The sequence below is a fragment of the Candidatus Nitronereus thalassa genome (assembly GCF_032191465.1).
GTDB lineage: Bacteria > Nitrospirota > Nitrospiria > Nitrospirales > UBA8639 > Nitronereus > Nitronereus thalassa.
Map to the genome: position 1 here is coordinate 1,677,591 of NZ_JAQOUE010000001.1, position 22,301 is coordinate 1,699,891.

The 22,301-nt window shown below is 50.4% G+C and carries 14 protein-coding genes; 7 read left to right on the forward strand and 7 right to left on the reverse strand.

All coding sequences use genetic code 11. From position 1 onward, the window contains the following. Positions 1-45: 45 nt before the first annotated feature. From PPG34_RS07540 to PPG34_RS07550, 3 genes are all read left to right on the forward strand, one after another. Positions 46-504, forward strand: coding sequence for a sll1863 family stress response protein (locus PPG34_RS07540; RefSeq protein ID WP_313832576.1), 459 nt, complete (start codon positions 46-48; stop codon positions 502-504). Positions 505-771: 267 nt separating this feature from the next. Further along, positions 772-1,335, forward strand: a complete 564-nt coding sequence (locus PPG34_RS07545; RefSeq protein ID WP_313832577.1) for a phosphate-starvation-inducible PsiE family protein — start codon at positions 772-774, stop codon at positions 1,333-1,335. A gap of 337 nt (positions 1,336-1,672) precedes the next feature. Further along, positions 1,673-10,312, forward strand: coding sequence for a glycoside hydrolase family 94 protein (locus PPG34_RS07550; protein ID WP_313832578.1), 8,640 nt, complete (start codon positions 1,673-1,675; stop codon positions 10,310-10,312). A gap of 1,011 nt (positions 10,313-11,323) precedes the next feature. Here the strand turns inward: PPG34_RS07550 and PPG34_RS07555 are convergent. The 7 genes from PPG34_RS07555 to PPG34_RS07585 all read right to left on the reverse strand — a co-directional run bounded on the left by PPG34_RS07555 (position 11,324) and on the right by PPG34_RS07585 (position 17,709). Continuing rightward, positions 11,324-11,527 carry a cold-shock protein gene (locus PPG34_RS07555; RefSeq protein WP_313832579.1) on the reverse strand — a complete coding sequence of 68 codons (204 nt, stop codon included), beginning with the start codon at positions 11,525-11,527 and terminating at the stop codon, positions 11,324-11,326. A gap of 718 nt (positions 11,528-12,245) precedes the next feature. Next, entirely contained in the window at positions 12,246-12,944 is a 699-nt protein-coding gene (locus tag PPG34_RS07560) for an ankyrin repeat domain-containing protein (protein WP_313832580.1), read from the reverse strand. 85 nt (positions 12,945-13,029) lie between these two features. Then, entirely contained in the window at positions 13,030-13,476 is a 447-nt protein-coding gene (locus PPG34_RS07565) for a VOC family protein (protein WP_313832581.1), read from the reverse strand. A gap of 154 nt (positions 13,477-13,630) precedes the next feature. Next, positions 13,631-14,524 (reverse strand): MBL fold metallo-hydrolase, encoded by an 894-nt coding sequence (locus tag PPG34_RS07570; RefSeq protein WP_313832582.1) that lies wholly within the window; start codon positions 14,522-14,524, stop codon positions 13,631-13,633. Between the two features lie 79 nt (positions 14,525-14,603). Beyond that, positions 14,604-14,921 carry a hypothetical protein gene (locus PPG34_RS07575; RefSeq protein WP_313832584.1) on the reverse strand — a complete coding sequence of 106 codons (318 nt, stop codon included), beginning with the start codon at positions 14,919-14,921 and terminating at the stop codon, positions 14,604-14,606. Between the two features lie 22 nt (positions 14,922-14,943). After that, positions 14,944-15,444, reverse strand: a complete 501-nt coding sequence (locus PPG34_RS07580; RefSeq protein ID WP_313832585.1) for a DoxX family protein — start codon at positions 15,442-15,444, stop codon at positions 14,944-14,946. Positions 15,445-15,654: 210 nt separating this feature from the next. After that, positions 15,655-17,709: a sigma 54-interacting transcriptional regulator gene (locus PPG34_RS07585; RefSeq protein ID WP_313832586.1), complete on the reverse strand. Its 2,055-nt coding sequence runs from the start codon at positions 17,707-17,709 to the stop codon at positions 15,655-15,657. Between the two features lie 1,017 nt (positions 17,710-18,726). Between PPG34_RS07585 and PPG34_RS07590 the strand changes: the two genes are divergently transcribed. The 4 genes from PPG34_RS07590 to PPG34_RS07605 all read left to right on the forward strand — a co-directional run bounded on the left by PPG34_RS07590 (position 18,727) and on the right by PPG34_RS07605 (position 22,183). Continuing rightward, positions 18,727-20,250: a PAS domain-containing sensor histidine kinase gene (locus PPG34_RS07590; RefSeq protein ID WP_313832587.1), complete on the forward strand. Its 1,524-nt coding sequence runs from the start codon at positions 18,727-18,729 to the stop codon at positions 20,248-20,250. Between the two features lie 81 nt (positions 20,251-20,331). Next, the gene (locus PPG34_RS07595) at positions 20,332-20,982 is read left to right on the forward strand and encodes a response regulator transcription factor (protein WP_313832588.1); all 651 of its coding nucleotides are present in this window, start codon (positions 20,332-20,334) and stop codon (positions 20,980-20,982) included. A 390-nt stretch (positions 20,983-21,372) separates the two neighbouring features. Beyond that, entirely contained in the window at positions 21,373-21,597 is a 225-nt protein-coding gene (locus tag PPG34_RS07600; RefSeq protein WP_313832589.1) for a hypothetical protein, read from the forward strand. Positions 21,598-21,751: 154 nt separating this feature from the next. Next, positions 21,752-22,183 (forward strand): response regulator, encoded by a 432-nt coding sequence (locus PPG34_RS07605; protein WP_313832590.1) that lies wholly within the window; start codon positions 21,752-21,754, stop codon positions 22,181-22,183. The last annotated feature ends 118 nt before the right edge of the window (positions 22,184-22,301 follow it).

Consider the following 22,301-nt stretch of genomic DNA (forward strand, 5'->3'; position numbering starts at 1 on the left):
ACGGTTTCAGTCGATTGAATGGGGAAGGTCACTAGAGGAAGGCACATGAAAAAATCAGTCGGCGTATATATGTTCGTGGGTATGATCTGCTTGATAGCCCCTGGCTGCAATACTTCTGAATCTGAGCCCTCTGATGAATCTTCGTCGGCTGAAAAAGGTACAGCTTTGAAGAACCAAGAAATTGTCGACACGAGACACGCACCCGTTGAAGAAGATCTCAATGGCTATGTCAAAACCGTAGAAAGTCAATTGGACCAGTTACATGTCAAACATGTGAACCTCGTGGCCCGCGTTCAGCAGATGAAATTGCAATCTGAACCCCGGGCAGCGTTTAACACCACTCTAGATGAACTCATCAAGAAAAGAAAAGAGGTTCACATTCATATCGAGGCACTGAAAACTGCAAAGAGGAAAGACTGGTCCGCACTTCAATTAGGCATGAATCATGAGTTAGAGGATTTGTCTCGTTTATATGATACAGCTCTCGCCCAGTTTGCTGGGTAGACATCCGTGGGTCTATGAAATCCAAATAATCCCGAAGGTCCTTTTTCATTCCCGCCTCCGGATAGATTCATTTTCCTCGATTTAACAGAATTTTCTGGATGGCAATCTAGCTGGCCTTGCTGGTTTATTCCACAGGAGAGAGTCTTCACGAGCCATCTTCATGCCAGGATTGGTCCTGCCTATCAGTCCTGGCATGAAGACGGAACCATGGGGAGAGATTTCATTAACGGGTTAGGTTGTGACAAACCCAGCGACATAACAGGGGAGATGATGGATACACATACCGAAACCAAAAAACCAACTTCGGTGAGCCGTTGGTCAATATTTGATCGGACCGTTAATGGGGTGATGATCAATCTGATGGAAACCCTCGATGGAATGGGATACATCGCCACGGGCTTCAGCTTCCTCGTGATCGGCATGGTGGTCTTTGTGCATTCCTGGTACGCCTTTGCCCTTGTGGTTGGAACAAATGCGGTTTCTGCGGTGCTGGCATTGGTTCATGATCTCTTGCTCGTCATTATTTTGTTAGAACTATTCCGCACCATCATCAACTTTCTCAAAACCAAGGTGATTACCCTAGAACCATTTTTATACATCTGCGTGATTGCCTCGACCCGACGCATTCTGACGATTGGAGCCGAGATCGCCTATATGGAAGATGTGAGTGAGGTAGTATTTAACCGGTATCTCCTCGATCTTGGAGCGAATGTGCTAGTGATTGTCGCATTAGTCATCGCCGTATACCTTGCCCGTCGGATTTCTCCCCCGATTTCCATTTCGGAACGAGGAGAGACTTCTGCCACGGAACCGATTGCGATCAAAAATTGACGTTCCAACAGATTCGGCGGCGGCCATGATTTATCGCCATGACAGACAAGCTCTAAAGCATTTGCTCTGAGTTCCAGCACAATTCGGTTACTACCCCACTTTGGATTTTTACCTTAGGAACCTCCACCTCAGCCTAAACAGTGAATGAACATGGCCATCGACCGGTTACTGGCTAATGTTTTGAAAGCACGGAGCGGGATTTTTTGGCAACCACCGAGCAATAAGCCTATGCTGCGCTGATTGTCAGAGCTCACGGAAGGAGCACGTCATAGTTATCAAAAATTTCGTATTTTCAGCACGTTCACAGAATGCGCTGCGTAATGCGCAGGATACCGAGTTGCTGCGCTCGGAGATTCTTAGCATCGAGCAACTGAAGCGGCACGCGGTCAGCCTTGCTGCCCAACATAGAATAGATCCGCGTCCGGGGCCGGACCGGTTATTGTCTCGACTCGCAGACAATGAGAGCGTTCTGCTGGCAGCATATGATGTCGTGACAGCCGCGGCTACGCCGGGAGAACGGATCGGACCGGCAGAAACCTGGTTGCTCGATAATTTCTATCTCATCGAGCAGCAGATCGTCCAGGCGCGTCGACATTTACCTCGGGGGTACAGCCGGCAATTACCGCGATTGGCTGATGGCCTATCAGCCGGATTTCCGCGAATCTACAACCTGGCGTTGGAATTGATCTCCCATATGGACGGTCGTGTCGACAGCGATAACGCCACTCAATTCGTCGCCGCCTACCAGACCGCTGAACCTTTACAACTCGGCGAATTGTGGGCATTCCCGATCATGCTGCAATTGGCTCTATTGGAAAACCTTCGCCGCATTGGGTTGCGTATTGCCCGTCGGCGCGAGGAGCGTGACGCAGCCATCGCTTGGGCAACCCGTATGCACACGACGGCCGAGAGTGAGCCGAAAAAGCTTGTTCAGTTGCTCGCCGAGTTTGCCAATGCGGATGTACCTCTGACCGCACCGTTTGTGGAGGAGTTTTACGCAAGACTTGAGGCTCTGGGGCCTCCTATGGCGTTTATCCAAACCTGGGTCGAGCAGAAACTACTCGAACAGGGGGTAACCGCCACTCAATTGTCGGAAGCAGCTGGCAGAACGGCTGCGACTAATCAGATCTCCTTCGCCAACAGTATCGGAAGTCTGCATTTCATCGGTGCCCTAGACTGGAGAAATTTCGTCGAGTCGCTCAGTGTCGTCGAACAGACATTGCGTGAAGACCCGACAGAGATGCATTCCATCCAGGATTTTTCGACACGAGATCGGTACCGTCATGTCATCGAAGACGTGGCGAGGAGCAGTTCGCGCAGTGAGTTAGCGGTAGCACGCGAAGCCATTGTTCTTGCACAGGCTGCTGCGGCACGATTGAGTACCCATGACCGCACCGCCCATGTCGGATATTACCTGATTGATCAGGGACGGCCCCTACTGGAGCGTGCTGTCGGCTGCGGTGTGTCGTGGAAATTTCGTGCCAATCAAGCAAGCCTCCAATTCCGTCTGTTCCTGTACCTCGGCCCCATCTTGTTACTCACTGCCTTGGTCACATCCATTGTGCTGTTTTCTTTCGACGGGTTCGACCTGGGAAATTGGCAGTTCTGGTTTTTGGGGATGGCCGGGATCATCGGTGGATCGGCGATGGCCGTCTCGCTGGTGAACCTACTAGTCACTCTTCTCTTGACGCCTCGGGCATTACCTCGATTAGATTTTCCTCAGGGCATTCCATTCGTTCACCGCACGATGGTCGTAGTGCCCACTTTACTGAGCAGGCCGCAAGAGATTGATGATCTTCTCGAAGCCTTGGAGATCCGCTATTTAGGTAATCGGGATCCCCATCTGTTCTTTGCCTTGCTGACGGATTTCCGTGACGCGCCTGAGCGTACCTTACCGGATGATGACGCCTTGCTCGCCCGCGCACGCGAAGGTATCCAGGCCCTCAACGAGACCTACCGCGAGGACCGCCCGTGCATCTTCTATTTGTTTCACCGACCCAGGGTGTGGAATCCATACGAACGGGTGTGGATGGGATATGAGCGCAAACGCGGAAAACTGGAGCAGTTTAATGCCTTGCTGCGGGGAGGGGAGCAAACCGCATTCTCGGATATAGTCGGTGATTCGTCTATCCTGGATTCGATCCAGTATGTCATCACCTTGGATACCGACACGCAATTGCCCCGCGACACAGCACGCACACTGATAGGAAACCTCGCGCATCCTCTCAATCGGCCGGTGTACGATCCGGACAAGGGTCGCATCGTCGAAGGCTACGCGATCCTGCAACCACGTACGTCGATCAGCCTGACAAGCGCAGGCCAATCCCAGTTTGCAAAACTGTTCGCTGGAGAGTCAGGCATCGATCCCTACACCCGCGAGGTCTCGGATGTCTATCAGGATATTTTCGGGGAGGGGTCGTTCATCGGCAAAGGGATCTATGATGTGGACGCGTTTCGTCAGGCGGTCGATGGACGCTTTCCGGAGAATCTCATTCTCAGTCACGACTTACTGGAAAGCGGGTATGCGCGTTCGGCATTGGTGACCGATGTCGACATCATTGAAGAACACCCGGCTAGTTATGCCATAGAGGCCAGCCGGCGACACCGGTGGATACGCGGCGACTGGCAAATTGCCGGCTGGCTGCTCCCGCATGTGCCAGGACCGCCCCGTTCAAACCAATCGATCGAGCCAAATGGATCGAAAGCGAAGCGGCAACCGAACCCGCTCACACCCTTATCGGTGTGGAAAATTTTCGACAACTTGCGACGCAGTCTCGTGCCGCCGTCACTGCTGGCCTTGCTGGCAGGTGGTTGGCTGTTTGCCCAGGGATCGGCGTGGATCTGGACCCTGCTGGTTGCCAGTGTGGTGTTCTTGCCCCCCTTGCTGGGAACCGCCATCGAGTTCATTCGTAAGCCTGAAGAACGTGATTGGCTTGTACACCTAATCCTAAAAAGCAAATCTGCAGGCGGGCCGATCATGCTCGCGTTGCTGACTCTGGTTTTTTTGCCCTACGACACCCTGATAAGCCTGAATGCGATTCTAGGCTCTGGTATGCGAATGCTGTTCACTCGACGTGGATTGTTGATCTGGCATATGCGATCGTATGCCACTCGCAACGCGCGCCACACGCTAGCCGGTTTTTATATAGAGATGTGGATCGCGCCTGTTCTGGCTGTCGTACTAGCCTTCGCATTGGGGTGGGGCAACCGGTCAGAGGAGTGGCTCTTCTGTGCGCCCCTCTTGTTGCTCTGGCTGGCGTCGCCTGGCGTCGCCTGGCGGATCAGCATGCCGATCATGTCTCCCACACCGGGCTTGACTGTTGATCAACTAGCGTTCTTGCGTGCGTCCGCCCGCCGCACGTGGCGCTTCTTCGCGAAGTTTGTCGGTCCGCAGGACCACTGGCTGCCACCCGATAACTTCCAGGAATATCCGGCTGCGGGCATCGCCTCCCGCACCTCACCTACGAACATGGGCATGTCGCTACTGGCGAACCTGGCTGCGTACGATTTCGGTTACCTTTCTGCCGGTGAATTCCTGCGACGTACCGATCACACATTGGCGACGATGGAAAAGTTGGAACGCTACCGCGGGCATTTTTACAATTGGTACGACACACGCACGCTGAAACCGCTTCGTCCCCTTTATGTTTCTTCGGTGGACAGCGGCAACCTCGCCGGTAGCTTACTCACGTTGCAAGCGGGACTGGCTGAGTTGAAAGATCAGCCGGTGCTGTCTTCGTGCCCGTTTCGGGGGCTGCAGGACACCTTGCAGGTACTGGCGGACCACGTGCCCTCCTTACCAGCCCCGGATCTTGCCAAGAAGATCAAGCTTCTTCAGGACAATCTTCACACACTGACGCTGAATGGGGAGCCAACGACATTGGCTGCCGCCGATAGGCTGCTGGATGAGATTCACCGCACTGCCGGGGAGCTGGTGTCTTGGCTCCCAGCAGATAGTGATATCGATGGCGAACTGTATCACTGGGCACAGGCATTCGATCAGCAATCCCGCGCCCTGAGAGAGGACCTGAGATGGTTGGTGCCCGAGCCGCAATACGTCAGCAACATTCCGACACTAGCGGAATTGGCCAGAGAGAGAGCCCTAGGCACTGAAACGCTGTCGTCAGCCGGGAAAGCCCCGTCGCCTGTGTCCCATTATACGGGCGCGGTGGAGCGACTCAAAATCATTGACGATTTGGTGGAGCGTTGCCGCGAACTGGCGGTGATGGATTTCGAATTCCTCTACGATTCGTCGTGCGGTTTGCTGAATATTGGATACGATGTAGGCGAACGACGCCGAGATCCATCCTGGTACGACCTGCTCGCATCAGAAGCACGCCTAGCCAGTTTCCTACTGATCGCGCAGGGACAGGTACCGCAGAAACATTGGTTCTTACTCGGCCGCCAGCTGACAAGTTATGGGGGCGACGTCAGTTTGATCTCTTGGAGCGGATCGATGTTCGAGTATCTCATGCCGCAACTCATCATGCCGAGCCACGAGAACACCTTGTTGGGGAAGACTTGCAAGGCTGCAGTGTCTCGCCAGATCGAATATGGACGACAACGCATGGTGCCCTGGGGCATTTCCGAGTCCTGCTATAACGCGACCGATATGCACCACGTCTACCAATATCGGGCATTCGGCGTACCCGGGCTGGGTTTCAAGCGCGGGCTGGGAGACGACCTGGTCATCGCGCCTTACGCCAGCGCCCTGGCGCTGACAGTGATGCCCCGGGAAGCCTGCCGCAACTTACAGACGCTGGCAGCCAATGGGTTCCGAGGCATGTATGGGTTCTACGAGGCGGTGGATTACACACCATCGCGCGTGCCGCGGGGTAAAGATCACGCCATCGTGCGCACATTCATGGCGCATCATCAAGGCATGAGCCTTTTAGCCTTTGCGCATGTCCTGCTCGACCGGCCAATGCAGCGCAGATTCATGTCGGCTCCCCTCGTGCAAGCAACGGAATTATTGCTCCAGGAGCGTGTGCCGAAGAAAGGAGCGACGTTGCACCCCCACGCGGCCGAAGTGAGCGCCGCCGCACGCCCACCAGCGGTGGAAGCAGCCTCGATCATGCGAGTATTTACCGACCCGAACACGCCGACACCTGAAGTTCACCTGTTGTCCAACGGCCGATACCACGTCATGGCAACCAATTCCGGTGGAGGCTACAGCCAATGGGGTGACCTGGCCATCACTCGTTGGCGAGAGGACGCAACTTCCGACTGCTGGGGCACGTTCATTTATTTGCGCGACCGTGACTCGGGACGGTTTTGGTCAACCGCGTATCAACCGACTTTGCGCAAGGCCGATCACTATGAGGCAATTTTCGTGCAAGCGCGCGCGGAATTCCGGCGGCGCGATCAGGGGATCGAAGCGCACACCGAGATCACCGTGTCACCGGAAGACGACGTCGAAATTCGGCGTGTCACACTCACCAACCTGTCATCCCGTACCCGTCATATCGAGATAACGAGTTACGCAGAGGTCGTGCTTGCTCCCTTCAATGCCGACCTGGCCCATCGCTCATTCAGCAATCTGTTCGTGCAAACTGAAATTCTACCAGACCGGCAGGCGATCCTCTGCAGGCGGCGCAGCCGCACTCCGGGAGAGCAGGGCATGTGGATGTTTCATCTGTTGGCCGCACCTGGCGCGAGGGCTGACGAGCCGTCATACGAGACGGACCGGGCTCAATTCCTCGGACGGGGTCGAACCGCGTTCAACCCGGTGGTATTGGATAGGCGTGCGAGCCCATCCACGTTGTCGAACACGGATGGGTCGGTGCTCGATCCCATCGTGGCGATCCGCCGCACCGTTACGTTGTCACCGGACGAATCGGCGAACGTACAGATCATCTCAGGGATCGCAGGCACGCGCGAGGCCGCATTGGAATTGCTGGAGAAATATTGCGACCGGCACTTTGTTGAACGCGCCTTTGAAATGGCATGGTTTCAAAGTCAGGAGGTGCTGCGTTACCTCAACAACGCCACCGAAGCCGAGGCTCAAGTCTATGGCCGCCTGGCGACTTCCGTCATTTTCGCCAGTGCCTGGCGCCGTGCCACACCCAGCGTCATTGCCCGTAACCAGCTTGGCCAGTCCGGGTTGTGGCGCTTCGTCGTCTCGGGCGATCTGCCGATCGTCTTGCTACGCGTCGGCGACCGGAGCCGCATTGACTTGGTCAAACAAGTGCTGCAAGCCCATGCATATTGGCGGATGAAGGGCTTGACTACAGACCTGGTGATCGTGAACGAAGATTTCTCGGGCTACCGGGCGATTCTCCAAGACCAGATCATGGGGCTGATCAATGCAGGTCCCGAAGCACAAGTCATCGACAGACCGGGGGGGGTCTTCGTACGGCGCGCCGAAGAACTGTCCGAGGAGGACCGGGTCCTGTTCCAGACGGTTGCACGCGTCATACTCACCGATTCCGCCGAGACATTGCTCGAGCAGGTGGAACGCCCCCTGCCGGTTGAGCGTCTGCCGGACCGTCTGAAGCCATTGTTGGAACCGGCAGCGGAACCGTCCCAGCCGTTGGCAGCACGCGAACGGCTTTTCTTTAACGGCCTGGGGGGCTTTACACCCGACGGGCGCGAATACGTCATTACCCTTGAACCGGGTCAGAGTACGCCGGCGCCCTGGGTCAATGTCATTGCCAGCCCGCACATTGGCACGGTCGTCAGCGAGAGCGGGAGCGCGTATACCTGGGTGGAAAACGCTCACGAGTTTCGGCTGACCACATGGCACAATGACCCGCTTGGCGACGGCAGCGGCGAGGCGCTCTACATTCGCGACGAGGAAACAGGCGCGTTCTGGTCACCGACGCCATTACCCACCCACGGTCGATCCGGATATGTGTGCCGACACGGGTTCGGCTACAGCATATTCGAACATGACGAAGCCGGGATCTCCTCGGAACTGTTCACCTACGTGGCCATGGACGCACCGGTAAAGTTTGCGGTGGTCAAGCTGCGCAATCATTCGAAGCGCTCGCGGCGATTGTCACTGACCGGGTATTGGGAGCTTGTGCTCGGCGAGTGGCGTCACACCAATCTGATGCATATTGTGACCGAAATCGATCCGCACAGCGGAGCGCTGTTTGCCCGCAATGCGTATAGCCGGGAATGTGCCAATCGGGTGGTCTTCGGGCAGATCAGCGAACGAGAGCATACGGTGACCGGAAACCGTACAGAGTTCATCGGACGCAATGGCTCGTTGGCTAGCCCGGCGGCAATGGGTCGCACGCGTTTGTCCGGCAAGACCGGTGCGGGCCTTGATCCATGCGGAGCGATACAGGCAAAGATTGAACTGGCTGATGGAGAGGAACGCGAGATCGTATTTGTCTTTGGGGCGGCCCACAACAATGACGAAGCCCGGCATTTCATCCAGCGATTCAGCGGACCAGCTGGTGCAACCCAGGCATTAGAAGGGGTGTGGGAACACTGGAACCGCACCCTGGGCGTGGTACATGTAGAAACTCCAGACCCGGCTTTAAATGTGCTGGCGAACGGCTGGCTGGTCTACCAGACATTGTCCTGCAGGTTCTGGGGCCGTAGCGGGTATTATCAGTCCGGCGGAGCCTACGGATTCCGCGATCAATTGCAGGACACTATGGCGCTGATCCATGCCACACCGTGGCTTGCACGCGAGCAGTTGCTGCGTTGTGCCGATCGCCAGTTCCTACAGGGTGACGTGCAACATTGGTGGCATCCGCCCAACGGACAAGGCGTGCGTACACATTTCTCCGATGACTATCTGTGGCTCCCGTATGCCGCCTGTCGGTATGTGCTGGCGACCGGCGATACGGGAGTCCTCGACGAGTCGGTACATTTCCTGGAGGGCCGCGAGTTGAAACCGGAAGAAGAGGCTTACTACGACCAGCCCCAACGTTCGACTGAAGTAGCCAGCCTCTATGAACATTGCGTGCGTGCGATCAAACACGGGTTGCGATTCGGCGAACATCAATTACCGCTGATGGGCTGCGGCGACTGGAACGATGGGATGAATCTTGTCGGTCGTGACGGCAAGGGGGAGAGCGTGTGGTTGGCGTGGTTCCTCTACGAAAACCTTGAGCTGTTTGCCAGCCTGGCTCGTGGCCGAGGCGATAAGGCTTTTGCCGACATGTGCATCGGGCAGGCTTTAGTGCTGCGCAAGAATATTGAGGCCAATGCCTGGGATGGGGGTTGGTACCGGAGGGCCTATTTCGATGATGGCACTCCCTTGGGCTCATCCCAAAATGAGGAATGCCAAATTGATTCGATCAGCCAGAGTTGGGCCGTCATTTCGGGGGGCGGTGATCCTCTCCGAATTCAACAGGCGATGGCGGCCGTAGATACACGCTTAATACGACGCGATGCTCGAATAATCCAACTGCTTGCCCCGCCCTTCGATACATCAGACCTTGAGCCCGGGTATATCAAAGGTTACGTACCCGGAGTTCGGGAGAACGGGGGCCAATATACCCACGCCGCGATATGGACCACGATGGCGTTTGCCATGATGGGGGACAGGGAACGGGCATGGGAAATGTTCGCCATGCTCAATCCTATCAATCACGGGAGTCAGCCGGAGGAAATCGAACGCTACAAGGTCGAGCCGTACGTCATGTGCGCCGATATTTACGGGGCACCGCCACACACAAGCCGTGGCGGATGGACGTGGTACACTGGAGCCGCAGGTTGGATGTATCGGCTGACCGTGGAAACACTCCTGGGCCTGCAACTGGAAGTGGACCATTTGCGCATAGCACCGTGTGTCCCGGCTCATTGGGAGTCGTACAAAATCCACTATCGTTTTCGCGAGACCTTCTACCACATCACCATCAAGCGCGTTGGTGAAAAGTCAGAGCAGGTGATTCGCGTGACGGTGGATGGTGCCGTCGTCGATGTCGTTAGCAACGATGGGACAGCACGACCACAAGGCATGATTCCCCTGACAGACGACCGCCAGGAGCATTACGTCGAGGTTGAGCTGAGCTAACGGTTTTTAATGGAACCGTGAAACCGTTAAAGATTGCTTAACCGACTTTCGTTGTTGAATTGCCCAAGCGACTCAAAAATGAGAAGATGAAAGGTGAGGAAATGGCCTTCCCCACCTCAACTTTGGCAAGTTGAATGCGCGGAAAAAAGAAAAGGGCTAGGAAATTCCTCCTCTAGCACTAAAATTTTCGTTGGTTGCGTGGGCTCGATTTGGTCAGTATGTTAGGTAACACCATGATATTTTTAATGACGGACTCGAGATTCCTTTCTGAGCAAAATGAAAGTATTTCAATGATTTCGATAAATTAATCGCGATCAACCTTTGATCTGTTGCTGGTCGATATTCTCCCCAAACCAACAACCTCAACCGATTGACCGATCAAGCAGAAAGATCTAGTCTCGGCATCGTTAACGTTTGACCCGACTCGGCCCTATGCTCACCCTCACCTCATACCAAGACAGGGAAACTATCCATGAACTTTTTGTCGACATGGCCCGGAAGCAAACACCCCAACAAAAAAAAGGCATTCAGGCCAAAAACAAAATTCAAATCATCGACATTTGTCCTCTCACCGGAAAAAGAAAAAGCTTTCCCGAATTCCATGGATGAAATCAGGCGTCAGGCTATCACGATGTCAAGCACTGGGTTTGGACCAAGCACCATATCATCTATTATTTCCAAACCGGGGAAAAACAGAAAAATCAAGTAACGCTGATTCGCCAATCACCTTGCCAGAGTGCCCTCGCCCAGGCTTCTTGCCAAAATCAATCGTCCCTTCCCCCTAGAAACAAAAAAATGGCCCACCAGGTTTGAACCCAGTGGGCCTTAATCTCACACAGGCTTAGGTTTAAGTTGTCAATTCACAGGCACCTTGATGCCTCATTACCCCGTGAATGCCTCACCCAATTGTGTTAGAAAAATTGAGTGAAGGGTCAATTCGCTGGCCAAACCAGGCTGAGGTCACAAATTAACAACCTGCCTATGGGCAAAAAAATTCTGTCAATTACCCAATCAACTCGGTGTCACGTTTTTTGCGCAGGGGCCTTTCTGCCCCTCGCCAACTTCATATTCGACTTTCTGGCCTTCATCTAGCGTGGCATAGCCCGAGGTTTTGACTTCAGAATGGTGTACGAATAAATCCTTCCCACCATCGTCAGGAGTGATAAACCCATACCCTTTGTTTGAATTGAACCATTTTACTGTCCCCGTACTCATACCGTACTTCTCCTTGTTAAATTAAAATAAAAGACATCGCAGCACACTTATTGTCGACACAAACCTTTCGTAGAGTGAGCCAGAGACTGACCTTGTTCCAAGGCTTGAGGCTTCCAGGATTTTTTCAGGATTCTGGATGAAGGGCAGGTCTTTAATTGGGTCATTCGCATAAAGGGTTAAGGCAGGAGCCGTGCCGCAACTCGTATCTTAACTGAGAGTCGTACACGGTCTTTACGGGTTTTGCAACATTTCGAGATCTAGAGAATAGGAATTCCTGGCGTTCACCTTAAAAATGGCAGCCAAATCTAGGTGATGATGATGGTTATTTTTACCTAAGTAACCAACACTTTGGATTTTCGAATTGCAAACGAAATCAGTCCCACCATAATACTAAATTCTTTGGTAATATCGAGATTGAATCAGTGTTGTTCAACCTGTGATTCTTTATCGAACACTGTCACGCTCACCTAATAGCCATCGGCGAAACATCTATTAACCGTCGCATGGGCGGCCTTCATGGCTGAGGCCAGTGGCAGGACACTTTCTTTTGGTAACTCCGCAGCTGACACATGCCCAACCATCGCTTCTACCAGACAACTTGTGAGAAGGCCAAGTTTTGTCCGAATACCCTGCGTGTACCTTATCCCTATCCTCCGTATGAGTAAAAAATTATGATGTGCATTCTTCGCCCATCCGAAATTCCAATTAAATTTCCACACTATTGCACTCCGGCAGACTCTAGAACCTTTACAATTTCGCTAAATCCTTTTTGCCGAGCATGCTCCAAGGGCGTGACTCCTTGGTTATCGGCAATATGGACATCCGCTCCGGCATCCACCAGTATCTGCACAATCTTTTGATGGCGCGGACCACCATCACTCAACACAATGGCTTCTAATAATGCCGTCCATCCCAGGTGATTCACATGATTGATATCGACCTTCGTATTCACTAACAATTTGACCATGTCCACATGGCCGCGTTCAGCGGCGGGGATGAGTGGGGTACCTCCAAAGCGGTTATACAAACTGAAATCTGGCTTGGCCTGTAGGATCAACCTCATAATGTCTACCGTGCCTTCGGCTCCTGCCAACAACAACGGACTATCTTTTTTGTCATCCTGCACATTCACATCCGCTCCAGCCTTGAGTAACACTTTTGCACTTTCAAAATAATGCCCCTCAACGGCGACAAGTAAGGCCGTCCGCCCTCGGGCATCCTGAGCGTTGACATTGATCCCTTGCTTCACCAAATTCCTTATAGTGGCTAGATCGTCTTGGGCTACAGCCTCGAGCAAGCGTTGTTCTTCGGCGTTCATAAACATTGTGGGTTTTGCGAAACTCAGGATGGTCACAAGAACTCCTAGCCCGAGTAGTGAAGAAAAGAAAACTATTTTCATCCGTTGGGCACGTCTCATAATTCAGTGATCCTTTATCACGATAAAGCAAGGAAAATAGACATTAAACTGGTGTGCTATTCACCTGCCCTGTTCGTCAGTGACATCATAAAACGAGTGGCTTGGTGGGAGACAGAGCTAACTTAGGATTTTCTTCCCAGTTACTTCCTGGCACATCGATATAGAGCTCCACTTCGTTTCCATCCGGGTCATGAAGATAGAGGCTTTGACTCACGGTATGGTCGCTCATGCCGGAAATAGGGATGTCGTTACGCTCGAGTTCCTTTTTGGCGGATCGCAGTTCCTCCAAACTTTCTCCAATCTTTATGCCGATATGGTAGAGCCCACGCCGAACTCCGTCAGGAGGACCAGGAGCATCACCCACTTCGATCAAGAGCAACTCATGATGCGTCCGACCGGAGGTCAACCCTGCGGCTTTCCCGTTAAACGCTTGGCCAATTTCCGTGAAGCCCAAAAGGTCCCGATAAAATTTGAGCGACCGTTCCAAATCTTTGACATAAAAAACCACATGTCCCAAATACTGTACTTTCATGGTGTTTCCTTTCTCCCCAGATTGCTCAGATCATTTCGTGACCCGCATGAAGGTCAACGGGTTTGGCAAATCTTCCCTAAAGCCGTTGGTCTATCACGTTCAGGTCACCTTGCACCCCTCTATCTTTGAATGTGAACTGGCGCTCAAAAAGCGTCTAATCTTTATCCGGCCTCCACGGAAAGGGTCCCATCCATTCATCAAGGAGGATACGCCAGGCGTTCATCGGCAGCCATTCCTTATACATCGCCCAATCTTTATATTTGGGAAGCTGCACGACATTCGGAACCATCATTGGATTCGTACCCTTCTTAAATTCTGCAAAAATAGCCCCCCGTAAGTCTTGCATGAATTGTAAATACTTCGTTACGTCCTGCTTGGTTCCACCTAACAACGGAGTGGGGTTATGGCTGTGAGAATAGACAGCTTTATCGAAATCCATTTGCTCAATGACTCTTAACGATCGCTCCCATTCTTTTATGTTGAAATCTGGCACAATAGTAAACATGACTCGATTCGGGACAACGAGGTCGGCGATATAGGCAATTTTTTCTTGAGGCAAGAGAAACACGGTCATGCCAAGCCCGTGATTCATGCCTAAGTAGTGCAATTCAACGTTAGTGCCACCAAGGGTGATATCTTTTCGATTTCCTTCCCAACTTTCGTCGGGAACCACCATGTCTGGGCCAGGGTTCGCCTTCATCCACGTATAGGCTTCCTCATGGGCGATCAACGTTGCACCAGCATCACGAAACACTTTTCCGCCACTGGAATGATCCCAATGGTTGTGGCTGTGCAGGAGATACCGAATGGGTTGACCTGTTATAGCCTTGATGGCTTTGATCATACCCGCTGCATGTTGGGAGCTAACGGATTCAATGGCGATGACGCCGTCCTCGGTCACCATAAACATGGAAAAATAGCCATTGGCTGGGTTCCCATAGCTATACACTCCAGGCGCGATCTTTGCCGTGTTGGGAGGAAGATCTTTTGCAAGGGCTATGTTGGATATGAGGAGGGTCATGACAAGCATACCAATGAAATGTTTCATATGATGAACTCCTTTACTCAACAGGTGATTTCGAAAAAAAACGAACGATTCATCAAGCGTAAATAGTTGGCCTTAGAGTTCATTTCGAGGGGGAGGCCATACTTTTCGGTTTCGAATTCTCCGATGGTCTCGCGGTGACCTCTTCCACAATGGCCTTGGTCTGGCATCCTGAGGCAATCAACAATCCACCATTTTGATGAACCTGTTGCAACACCACCTTGCCGTTCTCATCGATCGAGGTGACGGCATTCAAAACCACGCGGATGGTGTCCCTTTCTTTTGATCCCCGAATGGATTGCCAATATGCTTTTAATTCTTGCACCCACGGACCAACCAATCGACCTTCGAGTCTGATGGTTGGCCCGGACGGGTGTTCTTCAAAAGTGATGCGAAGCATACGTGTCTTCCAAATCTGAGGGTTAGGCCGCAGACGTTGCCAATTTCCGATTGACGACATCCTTCTCGGTCGAAGACTCGCTCAGTTTCTGCGCAATCACTCCATCAACCGACCACTTGCCACCGCCATTGGCCACCAATGCCAAGGCCATACCGATCACCAACAGGTGAAACTCGAATCCTTCACCGGCTTGTTGCCCGAACCAGTTCATGAAAAAACCATGAGGCCAGTGCACCATCGCGATGGCACCTAACATAATGACGCCGAGGCTTGCAGCTGAAAACCGTGTGAAGAACCCAGCGGCCAGCGCGAGGGCGCCGATAGATTCCCCGATGATGACTAGAAACGCGATGAGCCAGGGCAGTCCCGCTTGTTGTGTGAAGAACCCCATGGTGCCCTCGAATCCATTCCCGCCAAACCAGCCCAGTAGTTTTTGTGCACCATGCGGGAAAATAACCAAGGCCAACATGACTCGAATGATGAATCCCGACCACCGATCGTCTGTTTGAAAAAATTGTTTCATGACTCTTCTCCTTATTGAAAAAATTGTTTGAGTTCTCCCTAGAACAGCTTTCACCTTTTTAATACCGCAAAGGCCATACCATTATTATTTTTCAAATTTACTTTTATAAGTAATTGAAATTAAACGTAAAATTTAATTGTTTCTGGAGTGGAGGAATGGAGGAGACGAAAACATGTGACGATATTTCGTCATATGACGAAGTGACGAAACCTAAAGAGATCTGGAAATATTCAATTTTTTCATCTTGGAGTGTAAAGTCGTTCGCTTCATACCAAGGCGCTGTGCGGCTCCATCCGGTCCACCAATGACCCATTTGGAATCCTGAAGCACCTTGAGGATGTGCGCGCGTTCAGCTGAGTTGAGGGTGGCGTTCGAGGGAAGAGATTTTTGACGTGTCTGTTTGAGGGCCCCTAAGTCCACCACAAGTTCCGATCCTTGAGACAGAATCACCGCCCGTTCGATGAGATTTTCCAATTCCCGAACATTTCCCGGCCAATGGTATTGGGAAAGGTGATCCATGGTTTTTTGAGGAATCGTTTCGATGGGTTTTTTCATGCGGGAGGCATAACGCTGCGTAAAATACCGAACGAGAATAGGAATGTCTTCTGGCCTCTCTCGAAGAGCAGGAACGGTAATCGGAAACACGTTCAATCGGTAATACAAATCACTTCGAAATTGATTGGCCCCGACCATGCTTTCCAGATCACGGTTGGTCGCGGCAATGAGCCGAACATCTACCTTGATCGTTTTTGTGCTTCCCAATCGTTCAAATTCTTGTTCCTGCAACACGCGTAATAATTTCGATTGAAGCTCTAAGGAGATCTCCCCAATCTCATCTAAAAAAATACTCCCTTCATGCGCCAATTCAAAACGTCCGACTTTCTGACTAATGGCGCCGGTGAATGCTCCTTTCTCGTGGCCAAAGAGTTCGCTTTCCAATAACCCTGTAGGAATCGCAGCACAGTTGAGTTTAACGAAGGAACGTTCTTTGCGTGTACTCAACTGGTGCAGAGCCCTTGCGATCAATTCTTTTCCTGTCCCAGTTTCCCCGAGAATGAGAACCGTGGAACTTGTTGGTGCCACGATCTCCAATTGCTGAAGCACACGTTTTAGCGCAACACTTTCCCCAATAATATCTTCAAAGTTATGCTCCGTCCTGATTTCTTCCTCAAGGTAGAGCTTCTCCTTGGCCAGACGATTTTTTAGATTGTTGACTTCTTGAAACCTCAGAGCATTGTCAATGGCCAACGCAATCTGCGTGGCGACTTGAGTCAGCAGAGTGACTTCATGTTTCGGAAAAGCGTGTTTCTTGCGACTGCCAACATTTAATGTGCCAATGATTTGATTCGGTGAGGAAAGGGGAATCGCACAAACAGCCTGAATCCCTTCTTGTTTCAAGACTTTGATGAAATCTGATTGATACCCGCGCAAGGCCACAACGTCGGCAACCACAGGCCTATTTTCTTTGAAGGCCTGACCAGCTGGGGTGTCATCCATTTCAGTTTCTAACCCCTCTTGTAAAAGCCCCTTTCCACTGGGGAAGTCTAAAATATGCGTGCGCATGCGATGGGATTGAGGGTCATGCAAGGCAAGGCTGGTATAGCCGTGTTGCAGGTTTTTTCTGAGGCTCTGACTGATCTTTTCAAATAGGCTTCGCAAATCCAAAGATGAGATGACCGTATTGTTGACTTCCAAAAGGAGACTCAGTCGATCTCGTTCCCGAATGAGTTCTTGATGGTGAAGAACATTATCAACAGCGACGGCAACCTGTTTAGCGACATGATGCAAGAACTCTAAATGAGATTCCTGATACGTACCTTGTTGTCTGCTCGCGAAAACAATGGACCCCACTTGGCGTAAGGACGAAGTCAAAGGCAGCACACACAGTGCCACCACTCCATCCTCTTGCATCAAAGGAAAGGCTTCAGGGTAACGATGATCCTGAGAAATATCCGCTACCAGAAAAGCTTTTTGGGTTTGAAACACCGTTCCTGCGGGGTGCGCATCCAACTGCCACTTTTTTCCGCCCTGAATGTCCCCGGCCACGTTCGCCTGAATGATGAAGTCTTCAATCAATTGAGATTCTGGATCAAACAACAAGAGTGCGAGAAAATCTACCTGTACAATCCCGGGCAGAACTTGGGCCAAGCGACGAAAAAGGGCAAACAAATCCTGATCCTTGGAAATGGTCTCTGAAATCTCCAAAAGGGTTTTGTATTTACGTTGGTCTTTCGAGTGGGATCCAAGAGTATCTTTGTTCGCCATGGATTCTTTCCGAAAAGGGCTAGGGATGGAATGGTATCCTAACGATAAGTGAAAAGAGAGTAAATCATCTTACAATTCTGGATGATCAAATTTCATTATAGGTTAGAAACAAAACGACTCTTGACGGGTAGGGACTAAATCTACTGCAAGAATTTTTTTGGGAACAGTTGTGAAAGAGAGGCTTATAGAGTTGGCGAGGACAACAAATTAGATTCTTATGAATCGAAAATTCGATGGCGGTTTAAGGTCTTCTGATAACTCTTAAACTTTGGTGAGGAAAATTGATGGCTGGGGGAGAAGGATTCGAACCCTCACAGTCCCTAAAAAATCGACCAAATGTGATTAAGCATTTCCAGATGTTAATAAATGGCTTCATGGCCTCATCCACACTACGCTACAAAAAAGGCTAAACCGACTCACAGATTCCAATTAGATGAAAATTCAACTCACAAAATTCCCAAATTTATGCCCAAAAGGCATGACTTAATTGTAGTGTAGGTTTCAAAGTCAAAGAATTCGCTTGAAACCAAAATCCTAGGAATTTTTAGTGAAGGTAATTATGTAATTTGTATTAATTTTTTTGTCTAATTTACTTCTGGCAAATGACTCTATATACTTTTCCTAATGAAAAATTTTAGATGTACCGTAATTAGGTTTTAATATACGGGAAATTTCGACAGAAAAAGGGTTATTGTGAAACCGGGGTAGCCCCTTTCAACGGCTTTTCATCTAGCATTTACCCACGCCGTCCAAACTCTCCGTTTCTATTTTATGGGCTGGACCAACTGGAACAAGGCCCCTTCTATATCACGAGAGAAATCCAGCATCCCTCTTATTCCTATCGTCTGAGTAGAAAAAGAAGTCATCTTTTAAAAAAAGGGCATCACAAGAAAGCCCAATTTTTTCTATTTTCTTATTCTATTACTTATCGGGAGCAGTTAAGTATAGGCACGTGCTTATACCCAGATTACTCCATGTTGGGTCAATCAGTTGGAATTTAAGGTAAGACCACGATCGATGAAAAACTTTAAAACCACACAAGAGCTTCTGACAGAAAACCTTGCTCTTAGGAAACAAATAACTAGATTAGAATATCTGAGGGAGGAGTTTCAATTCACTGAACTGACATACCGCCAGATCTTGGATGCCATCAATGACATGGTGTTGGTAAAAGGACCAGGGTCGAAAATTATGTGGGCCAATAAAGCCTTTCGTGACTATTACGGAATGACCAATTCAGAACTCCAGAATATGATTGATGCACCCTTTAATGACCCAGATTATACGGAACAATACCTCAAAGATGATGAGTTCGTGTTTACCACGGGAAAAGTCCTTAATATTCCATGTGAACCGGTGACTAACTGCAATGGAAACATTCGGTATTTTCATACGGTCAAGTCGCCTATCCTCGATCCAAATGGAAAAGTAGCTCGACTAGTCGCGGTCTGTCGGGACATTACTAAGGAAAGGCATACCAAGGCCCTCATTCGGGAAGGAGAACGACGGTGGCAAGCTATTTTTGATCAGGCCCCTACAGGCATTGCTATTTTGGACTCCCTCAGTGGACAGTTCCAACATATCAACAAACGGTATTGCGACATTGTTGGTTTCCCCCTAGAGGAAATGCTTGCACTTTCCTTTAAAGACATCACTTATCCTGATGATCTTCCACCAGACCTGGAAAATATGCAGAAACTCTTGTCAGGAAAGATCCGGACCTTTCAGATGGAGAAACGCTATATTAGAAAAGATGGAGCCCTTATTTGGGTCAATTTAACTTGCGTCCCGTTATGGTTGGATGAGAACGATCCTCGACAGCATATCGCCATCGTAGAAGATATCACCGAGCGGAAAAAATATGAGGCAATGCTAATCGACCAACAAGGCAAACTGAAAAGATGGGCGGTCTTAGCCTCCAAAGCCCAAGAGCGGGAACGTCAACGAATTGCCCTTGGTCTTCACGATGAAATTGGGCAAATCCTGGCCACCCTAAAACTCCGGCTGAGAAATTCGAGAGAACAAAAGGACGTTTTGATTACAGTCGGTCAAATTAAGGATATCAACCATCTTCTTGATGAGGCCATTCGGGCTACACGCTCACTCACCTTCGAATTGGGATCACCCATCCTTTACAATCTGGGCCTCTTGGCGGCGCTGCAAAGTCTGGTCGAAAAAACAAGCGAACGACATCCCGACATTCAGTTCATCGTCGAGATTTGCCAAGAGCCCCCGAATCTTGAAATGGAGATCGCCACCATCATTTATCGTGCCATTCAGGAACTCCTGAGAAACATTGAAAAGCACGCCCATCCTCAAACAGTGACCCTGAGGGTTACCAAAGATAAAAATTACCTTTGCATTACCGTGGAAGATGATGGAGCGGGGTTTCCGGTTGTCCAAACCTTGGGAGAGAATCTTTCCCTTAAGAAATTTGGTCTCTTCAGCATTAACGAACAACTCAAGAGTATTGGAGGAGCCTTTGAGATTCAATCTATTCAGGGAAAGGGCACGCAAGCGATAATTCTTGCGCCCTTGTAAGTCAAAGTAAAAAAAATTGCGGGAGGAGAGGAAATGTCAGGCCGGGGTTTTCAGAAATTTTAAAAGGAAAGACGCAACTTCATGACTTTACGTATCATCCTCGTCGATGACCACCAGCTCTTTCGGGATGGCTTGCATTCGTTATTTGAACAGCAGGAGGGATTCGCTATCGTTGGGGAAGCCAAAGACGGGCGAAATGCTCTTCGGTTGGTCCAGGAAATACGGCCCGACGTCCTCATCATGGATGCCTCGATGCCGGGGATGAATGGGATTGAGGCAACCCGCCAAATAAAGGCTGATTATCCCGAAGTCAAGGTGTTAGTTGTTTCCATGCATGAGGACAGGCGTTTTGTGGTGGCCGCATTGGAAGCAGGGGCTGACGGATATCTGGTCAAGGATTGTCCGTGGGAAGAGTTTATTCAAGCCGTCCATGCCGTGCAAGCAAATTATTCTTACCTGTGTCCACAGGTCGCCGGATATATCGCCGATGCGTATCGGAAACCCCAAGCGTCTTCAGGCACCACCGGTCTCTTGCCCCTAACAGGAAGAGAACGTGAGGTCCTGCAGCTGCTTGCCGAAGGCCAGACCACAGAGCACATCGCCACCCTCCTTCACATAAGCAACAAAACTGTACATACCCATCGGAACCACATCATGAACAAACTTCACATTGACAATCTTGCTGATCTCACCAAGTATGCAATTCGGGAAGGCTTAACTACCCTGGAATAATAGCCCAGTGGGCCACCACTCCTAAGCTTGGCCTGACCCCTGTCTCACTTTTTTTTCAAATTCTTCAAACTCAAATCCCTGCTCCCAAGATTCGACGAATCATCCTCTACGTATTTTCATCTGGACACCGTAATCCCAGGAAATATTTTACGTAGATTTTTTTAATCAAAATGCCCTTGAAGGCTATGGACAATATAAGAAATTAACACCCTATAAATCAGAATATGTCCGATTGACCCCACCTTCTGCTTTGGCGTTATTATCAGCGAAATTTTTAAACGACTCAAAAGATTGGGGTTTCATTCATAATGAGTGGTTTTATTCAGGACCTCCGACCAAAAAATCCAAGAGGGAGATATATGGGCAACCTAGATTGGGAGGCTATCAATTATGAACATGGAGACAAGATTGGCGTCATTCCTGGAACAAATGCAGGGACGGGAATGTTGCGACCAATGCGTGATGGAAAAGGTCACTCGGCAGGAAGCCGATTCCTTAGAACTTATGGATATTCGAGAATCGGCATGGGTGTTAGCGGAATCGTCTGATTTTCATCGTTCACTGGGCAAATGCTCGTTTTGCAAAGAAGTAAAAATAGTGACAAGAGTTTGTTAAATTTTCCGTTTATTCAAAATTTGTTTTACCTGACATTCACAAAGATCGAAGCATGTTGACAAAGATGAATTCAATCCCATGAATCATGACCCTCCCCCATCAACAATCATATAATTTTCATTCCCATTTTTTTGGGAGAAAGGATGGTGCAGTCATGGGAGAACGCTCAGCAGGAATGTTTAGTGGAAAACCGTGCAACGGCCGTGTGCTGATTATGGATGACGAGCCTGACATCAGAAAAGTAGTCCGTGTCAACCTGGAAAAGGCCGGCTATGAGGTGATGGAAGCCGAAGATGGGGAAAAGGCCATCGAAGAAATTCACCGTGATGAAAACCCCATCCTGATGGATGCGATTATCTGCGACATCCGCATGCCAAAAATTAATGGTGTCGAAGCCATCAACTATTTTCAAACGCAATTTCCCCGAGTGCCCCTTATTGTAATGACCGGTCATCCAGATGTTGAAATGGCCTCGTCATTTCTCCAAAGCGGGGTGACGGATTATCTGGTGAAGCCCGTCGACTCTGAAAAGTTGCGCGCTGTCGTCGCCAAAGCCGTCGAGTCCAAGGATAACAGTTTTGTGTAAATAAACGTTCGAAATCCTGTTTTCTCCAATCGGTCTTAAACAGCGGGGGGCCGGTATTATTTACCTAATTAAATGAATCGAGGAAGGTTCTTTCCAAAGGAACCTTCCCGCCCCCCTT